The following is an 8,608-nucleotide window of genomic DNA, read 5'->3' on the forward strand; positions in this document are numbered from 1 at the left end:
ATGCAGCGTCGTCCAATCCAGGGATCGCAGCGCGATCGTGCCGCACGGGATGGCTTCATCCTGATCGCGGCGCTATGGATGCTGGCTGCGCTCGCGGCGCTCGTCGTGATCGTGTCGCAGCAATTGGGCAGCTCGGCGCGCCTGCTCCGGCTCGAGGACGAAGCGGTCGAGGCCGACGCGCTGATCTCGGCCGGCATCGAGCTCTCGGCCTATCGCCTGCTGTCGGCGAAGGAGGAGGACCGGCCGAAACAGGGTAGCCTCCACGTCATGCTCGGCGGCAACGACATTGCCGTCACGTATGTGAGCGAAGCGGCGCGGATCGATCTCAACACTGCTTCGAAGGAGATGCTGGAAAATCTCTTTGTCGCGGTCGGCGCTGAGAGGGATGCAGCTGCCGAATATGCCGAGCGGGTCGTGGCCTGGCGGTCGAAGCCGGCCGATGCGGCGAAGGCCATGGCCGAGGAGGCGCGCTACGCTGCCGCGGGACTCAAGCGGGTGCCGCGGCTGGCGCCGTTCGCCCATGTCGGCGAGCTCGGCCTCGTGCTCGGTCTGCCCGCGCCGCTGGTCGAGCGGGTGCTGCCGCTCGTGACCGTCTTCAACGGCTCACCGGGCATCGACCCGACGATTGCGCCGACCGAGGTGGTTGCGGCGTTGCCGGGCATGACGCCGCTCATTCTGAAGGACTTCCTCAACTCGCGCACGTCGTCGCCGCAGGATGCCGATGGCTTGGCCAAGATGCTGGGCCCGGCCGCGAAGGACGCCGCCAAGGGCAGGAGCAAGGCCGTGCGCCTGCGCATCGTCGTTTGCCCCGCCGGCGGCCTGCAGCATGCGGCGACAGCGGTGATCGTGCCGGGCGGCGGTGAGCAGCCGTACCGGCTGCTTGCGCGGCAGGATGAGGGACCGCAACCGAGGGACGCGCGGCTGGCGCGATGGATGCCATGAAGCTCACTGAAACCATCGAGCATGGGCTGACGGCCTGGACGGCGTCGGTCGCCGTCGCTGTCGAAGCGGCGGCCGACCGCCAGCTAAGGCGCCCGCACGTCACCATCCGCTATGGCGCGCCGGACCAAGTCGTGCTGACGGTGCAGGCGCCAGCGAAAAGCAAGCCGGCGGTACCGCCGGCTGTGATCAGTCTTGCGGGGCAGGATGCGCGCGCGCAACTTTCTGCCGAGTGGCTGCGCCTGCTGCGCGGCTGCGCGATGGAGGTTCACCTGGCCGCGGCGACCGTCCTGGTCCGGCCGCTCGATTTTCCCAGGCAGGCCGAGCCGTTTCTCGACGGCATGATCCGCACCCAGATCGGCAGGTTCACGCCGTGGACGCTCGATCAGGTGCTCTATGGCGTGAGCGCTCCGCAGGCTGCAGCGGGCGATCGGATTTCGCTCACGCTCGCCGCGACGCCGCGCTCGCGGCTCCAGCCGCTGCGGGCGTTTGCCGACGCGGTCGGTGCCGCAAAAGTGGTCGTCCTCGCCGAGGCTGGTGCTGGCGACGCTGCGCCGATCCAGGTCTTCAAGTCCTCGCTGCGGTCGTCGCTCGCCGGCGGCCGCGATCTCGGGCGCGTGCTGAAGCTCGGGTGGATCTCGGTAGCCGCGACCATCGCGGTGCTGCTGGTCGCGACGACGCTGGTCGGCGGATATCTCGATCGCGAGATCGAGGATGCGCAGGGGGAGGTCACGCGATTGCGCGCCGCGTTGCGGCCGGCGATCGGGGCCGCGATGGCGGCGGACGGGCTTCTCGCGAAGCGCAAGCAGACCAGCCCCGCCAGCGTCATCGTGCTCGACACGTTGTCGAAGGTGCTGCCGGACGGCACCTATGTGACCGAGTTGCACATCGAGAATGACCGGCTGCAGATCTCCGGCCTCACCCAGGACGCGCCGGCGCTGATCCGCCTGATCGAACAGTCGCCGCAATTCAGCCGCGCCACCTTCTACGCGCCGACCACGCGGACGGCGGGGGAAGCGGGCGAGCGCTTCCATATCGAGGCGCGCATCAACGCCTATTTCGGAGACAAGGCATGAGCCGGCTGGCACCGCTGCGCCGAATCTTTGTCGGCTCGCCCGTGGTCGCGGCACTGGTCTACGCACTGTCGATCCTGGCGCTGGTCTGGCTGGGCGCCTCGGCCATCATCGACCTCGCCGCCAAGCGCGAGCAGCTCAGCGACTTGAGCGCGCAGTTGGCGCAGTTCTCGGGCCGCAAGCGGACGGGGGCGGCCGTCGGAGGCGTTGCGGCGCCGGGCGGCTCGGTGTTCGTCGAGGGGAGAACGGTCACCATCGCCGGTGCCGCGCTGGTGCAGCGTCTCACCGAGGCGGTCGCCAAGGCCGGCGGCAATGTGGTGTCGACGCAGGTCGATCTGCCGGCGCCGCGCGCGACCACCAATCTGATCAGCGTCGTCGCCAATTGCGAGCTCGAGCAGCCGGCGCTGCAGCAGCTGCTCTATGATCTCGAGGCTGGACTGCCGTTCCTGTTCGTCGATCAGCTGCATGTGCAGCAATCGGTCGCGGAGGCGGCGAGTGGGACGGGGCGGTTGCGGGTGCTCGTCACCGTCTCCGGGCAATGGCAAGGACAGATGTGATGCGGTCGTTTCTGAGCTCACGCGCTATCGCGCTGGTCCTGGCCGGCCTGCTCAGCGGCTCTGCCGGTCTCGCCTGGTCCGGACAAGGCGATCCGCCCGAGCTGGTCGCGCCTGCGCGCGAGGATTCCGGCTCGCAGCCCGCGTCACGTGCGGCTGTGGCGGAATCGGCGGCCAGGAGCATCAATCCGCTGTGGGCCATTCCACTCGACACGCTCGCGGCGACGCGCGATCGTCCGATCTTCTCACCGTCCCGACGCCCTCCGCCGGCCATCGCAGCGCCCGTCATCGCGACGCGCGAGCCGCCGCCGCCCCCGCCGAGAGAGCCGGAGCGGCCGACCCTGCAGCTCGTCGGCACGGTCGTGTCCGATGATGAGAGCTTCGGCATCTTTCTTGATCCATCCTCCCAGGCCTCGCTGCGCCTGCGGCTGGGCGCCGAACACGAGGGCTGGTTGCTGCAGTCGGTGAAATCGCGGCAGGTGACGTTGCGGAAGGACGGGGAGACGGTGACGTTGCCGATGCCGCAGCCCGGAGACGGTGATCTGCAGACCGCGGGCGTGGCGCCGGCGCCCCCGGCCGCTCGCGAGCGGATGGCGCGCCGGGCGCGCTGATCAGCGCAAGCCAACATCACGAGGCGAGCATCCAATCGCCTCCATAGGCCTGCAGGACGAGCACGGCGAGGAGGCCGGCCACCAGGAATGGGCCGAACGGCAACGCGGTCTCTCCGCTCATTTGTCGGCCGCGCATCTGCAGGACGAGCACGGCGACGAGCGCTGTTGTCGTCGCGAGGAGCAGCAGGATCGGCAAGCCGGGCAGGCCGGCCCAGAGCGTCGCGGCCATCAGGAACTTGACGTCGCCGAGCCCCAGCCCCTGCCGCCCGCGCATCATCGCATACAGCCGGCGGAGCAGCAGCAGCGCGGCGCCGACGGCGAGGGCGGCGGCGCTGTCCCACAAGGCTTGCGAAACATCGGAGAGCGCGACGGTCCGGATAAAGCCGCTGACGCCCACCAGCGCGTTCATCCAGTCCGGCAGCAGGCCGTCGCGCAGGTCGGTCCAGATCAGGCCGGCCGAGGTCAGGGCCAGGACGATGATGCAGATGATGGCGATGGCGTCGGTCACGTGGTTCAGAACATCGATGCTCGGTGACCGCAGCATAGCCGTGCTCAGGGCGCCAGCGATAGTCCCGCCATCATCAGGCCGATCGCGGCGACCCAGCCGCCGACAGCGCGAACCGCGATGCCGCGCCAGCTCGAGACCGCAGCGGTCTCGGGACGGCGGAAACTCAAAGCCAGCGCCATCACGAGCGTGATCACGACATAGCCTGCGCTGGCCAGACCCGCGGCATAGAGCAGCCGGTCGGTCTGCGGCAGCAACTCGCCGGCATTGACCGCGCCGCGCATCACGCCGAGCGCGAAGGCGATCAGGCAGAGCAGGGCGACCGGAATGCGCAACGCTGCGACCAGCAGCAGGCCGAGAACGAGGATGGTCGCCGCATCGATCAGCGGGGACGGCGTGCCGAGGCCCGCATGCGCCGCCAACGCGAGCCCGGCACAGAGCCCGAGCGGAAACACCAGAACGAGCCACCGGCCGCTCGCCGCGCTGATCGATCCCGCCAGCAGGCCGAGCGCGGCCCAGATCAGCACGTCCTGCAAGGTCATGAGCGGATGCAGCGCGCCGGCGTAGAAGTCGCCGAGACGCGCCGAGACGATATGCGCGTCCGCGATCTGGCTGTGCGTCAGCAGCACCAGCGAAGCCAGAAATGCCGTTCGCAGCCGCGTGTTCATGCCGCCACTCCGAGGCTCGCGACCAGGAAGTAGCCGCCGAGCGCGGCGATCGCCGCGCCAACGCCCTGGATGATGCGTTCGCCGCCCGGCCAGCGCGCGAGCGCGCCGATGGTGATGCCGCAGGCATGGAGCAGGCCGGTCGCGACCACGAAGCCGCAGCCATAGGCCAGCGGATTCGCCGAGCCCGGCAGCTCGGCGCCATGTGCATGACCATGGAAGATGGCGAAGATCGCGATGATCCCTGCCGCCGCAGCAAACGGCACGCGGACGCGCAGCGCGACGGCGAGCCCAAGGATCAGGCCGGACAGTGCGATCACCAGCTCGGGGACGGGAAGGCCGATGTGGAGGATGCCGAGCACCGCGCCGAACGCCATCACCAGCGGAAACACGATCGGCAAGACCCAGATCGCCGCCCCGCCGAGCTGGGCGCCCCAGATGCCGACCGCGACCATGGCCACGAGGTGATCGAGCCCGGTCAGCGGATGCAGCAATCCGCTGGCGAGCCCGCCACCGACTCCGCTCTGCTCATGCGCCAGCGATGGGCTCGCGCTCAGCGCCGTGAACAGCGCGATGGTCGCTGTGCTGTGCATGATCTTGCGGCAGGTCATCGTCGCTCTCTGTGTTGTCATGCCGCCGCCAGCACGCGCACGAGGCGGCCCAGGAACCAGAACATCGACACCGAGCCGATCGCATAGGCCGGCAGCTCCGCGCCCCAGCTCGGAATCACGGCGCCGAGCCGCCGGTGCGCCCAGATCAACGCGAGCACCAGCATCACGAACAGGATCTGTCCGATCTCGACGCCGACATTGAAGAACAGCAGCGCCGCCGGCAGGATGCGCCGCTCGAGGCCGAGGCCGGCCAGCGCGCTCGCAAAGCCGATGCCGTGCACGAGGCCGAAGCTGACGGCGACCACCCAGGGATAGCGCGCGGTGAGTCCGATCTCACCGCGCTGCTGCTTCACGATCTCGACGCCGACGAACACGATGCTGAGCGCGATGCAGGCGTTGAGCGGCGCTTCGGGCACGCCGATCCATCCGAATGCCGTCGCCGCCAGCGAGACGCTGTGTCCGACCGTGAACGCCGTGATGGTCTGGAACAGCCGCCACCCGCCCTTCACGATCCAGATCAGGCCAAGCACGAACAGCAGATGATCGGCGCCGAGCAGGATGTGGTCGATGCCGAGATTGACATAGGTCCTGGCGAGCTCGAGCCAGGTCTGAAGCGTCGGCGCGCCGGTGCCGAGCACCGTGACGACCGGGTTGGCCGCCGAGATCGTGTAGCTCTTGGTCTCGCCGTCGAGCGAGGTGACGCGGATGATGGCCGCCGACAGATCCTCGCCGAGATTGGCGATGGTCATCTGTCCGACGAGCCCCTTGTCGCCGCAATTCAGCTCCGGCAGGCGCAGGAAGCAATGCGCGGGCATCTTGAGCTCGATGCGGTTCTCGCCATCCTTCGGCAGCGTCGTCCAGCGCCCGATATACATGCCGGGGCGCATCTCGCGGAATTCGAGCACGGCGAGCGTCGCCTGATGCGCCGCGGCCGGCCGCGCCAGCAGCGGCGCGGCGAGCGCGAGCAGCACGAGGATCAGCGCGCGCCAGCCGCTCACGGCTCGTACCTGATCGTGTAGTTGGCCTTGAGCCGGTTCACCGCCTCCCAGGCCTGCTTGCGCGTCTCGTCGGTGAGCCAGATCTTGGCGGCCTCGTCGCGGATATCCTCGAATTTGGCCGGCACGCCGGGCTTGCGGGCATCGAGACGGACGACATGCCAGCCGTCCTTCGAGTGCAGCAGCGTCCACTCCCCGAACGGCATCTTCAGCAGTCCGTCGCGGAAGCCGGCGCCGAAGCCGTCGGCAAGGCTCGGAACGGGGCGATCGAGAATGGCGCGCGTCTGGTCGCGCAACTCCTCGGTTTCACGCTGCGCGCGGATGTCGTCGAGATTGCGCCGGGCCGTCGCCTCGTCGCTCGGCGGCGTCATGAAGAAGCTGACACGCTCGGGCTCGTCGAATCGCGCGCGGTTCTCGGCGAACCAGGTGCGCAACTGCTCGTCGGTCGGCTGCGGCACGCGGACCTGGTCGAAGATCAGATATTGCAGCTTGAAGGCGACCCGGTCGCGGATCATCTCGTCGCCGCGATCGACGCCGAGCAGCTTGCCCTCTCTGTAGAGGATCTCGCTGGCGACCCAGGCCTCGGTCATCTTCTGCAGTTCGGCCTCGCTGGGGACGCGCTGCTTGTCCTCGTCGAACGTATCGATGAAGGATTGGCGCAACGCCTTGGTCACGGTGATGACCTTCTCGTCCTTGGCCGGCGGATGCAGGATGGCGTCCGCTGCAAAAATGAGACCGCCGAGAACGAGGAAGTGCAGCAGCGGCTCCCGGAGCAGCCGGCGCAAGCCGCCCGATGTCTGCGGTGACGCATCGCTCCGGCCCTGCAGCTCACGATGGCCATCTTGCGGATTGGCGCCTGCAGAGGCGCTCTCGAAGGTCGCCGCGTTCGACATGACAGGAGCTGACATCACTTATTTACAGTTCAGACCGCGCTCGAGGCGCGGGCGCGTATATGCAATGCCGCCCTCGGCGTTGTCACCGGGCAATCGGCGATGTCATAAAAATTTCGTACGCGCTCCGCGGTGCGATGGTCGTGGAGCAATGTCCGGAAAAATAAATCCTTCAACAAACTGTCTCCGAGTTTTGGTTTGGTCGGCGCGCGACAAGACGGCGCATGACTGGCGCTGTCATCACGATTTTGAACTCGATCGAATTCTTCAGGGGCGACGACATGGTTCCATCTGCCAAGAAAATCCTGCTGACAGCGGCCTCGGTGTCGTTGGCGCTGTCGCAGAGCGCCGACGCGGGCGAGCGTTGGGGCGAGACCAGCAAGAACAATCCGTATGTCGCTGGCGACATGCACAATCACAACACCTGCACCGACGGCTCGGTCGCGGCCGGCTATTCGATCGACCGCGCGGTCGGCAAGGGCACCGCGGCGGCCGGCGGCAACAATTTCGACCTCGACTGGTTCACGCTCGGCAACCACGGCGGCTCGGGCAACCGCGACTGCCGCTTCAGCGACGCCAGCGCCAATATCCCCGGTGACAACACCACGACCTATTGGAGCCAGACGCTCGGCAAGACCATCGACGGCATCACGATCAGCAGCCTGAAGGGCACGCCGAACGGCACCGGCACGAACGCCACGATGTGGCGCTGGCAGTCGATCCAGGAGATCGAGTACCCGACCATCGTCGCGCGCACCGCGACCTACAACAAGGTGCTGGTCGAAGGTCTGGAATGGATCGTTCCGGGCCATGAGCACACCGACGTCGCGGTCATCGCCGGCCAGAACCCGCGCGGCTACGGCAATGCCGACAACATGGCCGAATTCGAGTACCGCTATGATCGCGCCGACACCGACGCGATCGGTCCGGTCGATGCCAGCAACAATCCGATCTGGACCGGCAAGGACAACGTGAACAACTCCGGCACCGCCGGTCATGGCAAGGCTCTCGCCGGCATCACCTGGCTGCAGGCGAAGTATCCGCTGCAGTCCTACGCGATCCCGACCCACACCGAGCGCCAGGGACCGTTCAATGCGACCGGTACCGCCGGCTACAACATCGAACACTTCCGCGACTTCAACAATGCCGGCCCGACGGTGGCGTTCGGCATCGAGGCTCCCGGCCACATGGCCGAAGGCGGCATCACCGGCGGCTCCGGCTCGTACAAGTCGGGCGCGGTCGGCGGCGGCACCTACGGCATGCATGGCATCTACACCGCCAAGGTCGGCGGCCTGTGGGACGGCCTGCTCGGCGAAGGCCGCAACATCTTCGTGTTCCAGAGCTCCGACTGGCACAGCCGCGGTGTCTACGGTGCGCGCGATGCCAGCACCACGGCGGACTTCATCCCCGGCGAGTACACCCGCCTCTACGTTCCGAACGAGCGTCGCTTCGACCAGCAGTCGATCATCGACGGCATGCGCTCGGGCAACTCCTATTCGGTGAACGCTCAGATCATCGGCTCCGACATGGTGTTCCGCGCCAAGGGCGAGTGGGATGACGACTGGAAGACGATGGGCGAGACGCTGGTCGTGCGTCCGGGCGAGAAGATCGTGCTCGAGATGGAAGTGACCGTCCCGGCCATGAACAACAGCCCGTACAGCTTCAACAACCCGCTGCTGCTGCCGGTCGGAATCAAGCAGCCGCTCAACAAGCCTTCGCTCGACCACGTCGATCTGATCACCGGCGACATCACCGGCCCGATCGC

The 8,608-nt window shown here is 67.7% G+C and carries 10 protein-coding genes; 5 read left to right on the forward strand and 5 right to left on the reverse strand.

The window, feature by feature from the left end:
* From BRAS3809_RS29565 to BRAS3809_RS29580, 4 genes are read left to right on the forward strand one after another with little or no spacing between them, the layout of a single operon-like run.
* Positions 1-942, forward strand: a complete 942-nt coding sequence (locus BRAS3809_RS29565) for a type II secretion system minor pseudopilin (RefSeq protein ID WP_008965687.1) — start codon at positions 1-3, stop codon at positions 940-942.
* A complete protein-coding gene (locus tag BRAS3809_RS29570; RefSeq protein WP_008965688.1) occupies positions 939-2,015 on the forward strand; it encodes a PilN domain-containing protein in 1,077 nt (358 codons plus the stop codon). Before BRAS3809_RS29565 ends, BRAS3809_RS29570 begins: the two co-directional genes overlap by 4 nt.
* Positions 2,012-2,569: a type II secretion system protein GspM gene (gspM, locus tag BRAS3809_RS29575; protein ID WP_008965689.1), complete on the forward strand. Its 558-nt coding sequence runs from the start codon at positions 2,012-2,014 to the stop codon at positions 2,567-2,569. The genes BRAS3809_RS29570 and gspM overlap by 4 nt, the downstream gene beginning before the upstream one ends.
* Complete coding sequence (locus BRAS3809_RS29580) at positions 2,569-3,177, forward strand: general secretion pathway protein GspN (protein ID WP_035659348.1); 609 nt, start codon at positions 2,569-2,571, stop codon at positions 3,175-3,177. The genes gspM and BRAS3809_RS29580 overlap by 1 nt, the downstream gene beginning before the upstream one ends.
* A 16-nt stretch (positions 3,178-3,193) precedes the next feature.
* Here BRAS3809_RS29580 and BRAS3809_RS29585 read toward each other — a convergent pair whose 3' ends face one another.
* From BRAS3809_RS29585 to BRAS3809_RS29605, 5 genes are read right to left on the reverse strand one after another with little or no spacing between them, the layout of a single operon-like run.
* Positions 3,194-3,685 carry a prepilin peptidase gene (locus BRAS3809_RS29585; protein WP_035659352.1) on the reverse strand — a complete coding sequence of 164 codons (492 nt, stop codon included), beginning with the start codon at positions 3,683-3,685 and terminating at the stop codon, positions 3,194-3,196.
* Positions 3,686-3,729: 44 nt separating this feature from the next.
* Positions 3,730-4,350: a HupE/UreJ family protein gene (locus BRAS3809_RS29590; protein WP_008965692.1), complete on the reverse strand. Its 621-nt coding sequence runs from the start codon at positions 4,348-4,350 to the stop codon at positions 3,730-3,732.
* Positions 4,347-4,958, reverse strand: coding sequence for a HupE/UreJ family protein (locus BRAS3809_RS29595; RefSeq protein WP_008965693.1), 612 nt, complete (start codon positions 4,956-4,958; stop codon positions 4,347-4,349). The genes BRAS3809_RS29590 and BRAS3809_RS29595 overlap by 4 nt, the downstream gene beginning before the upstream one ends.
* 17 nt (positions 4,959-4,975) lie before the next feature.
* Positions 4,976-5,956: a HupE/UreJ family protein gene (locus BRAS3809_RS29600; protein WP_008965694.1), complete on the reverse strand. Its 981-nt coding sequence runs from the start codon at positions 5,954-5,956 to the stop codon at positions 4,976-4,978.
* Positions 5,953-6,846 (reverse strand): peptidylprolyl isomerase, encoded by an 894-nt coding sequence (locus BRAS3809_RS29605; RefSeq protein ID WP_008965695.1) that lies wholly within the window; start codon positions 6,844-6,846, stop codon positions 5,953-5,955. Before BRAS3809_RS29605 ends, BRAS3809_RS29600 begins: the two co-directional genes overlap by 4 nt.
* 278 nt (positions 6,847-7,124) lie before the next feature.
* Here BRAS3809_RS29605 and BRAS3809_RS29610 point away from each other — a divergent pair.
* Positions 7,125-8,608 (forward strand): hypothetical protein (locus BRAS3809_RS29610; protein ID WP_035659354.1); only part of this gene is annotated, 1,484 nt, incomplete at its 3' end.

This window comes from Bradyrhizobium sp. STM 3809 (assembly GCF_000239795.1).
Lineage (GTDB): Bacteria > Pseudomonadota > Alphaproteobacteria > Rhizobiales > Xanthobacteraceae > Bradyrhizobium.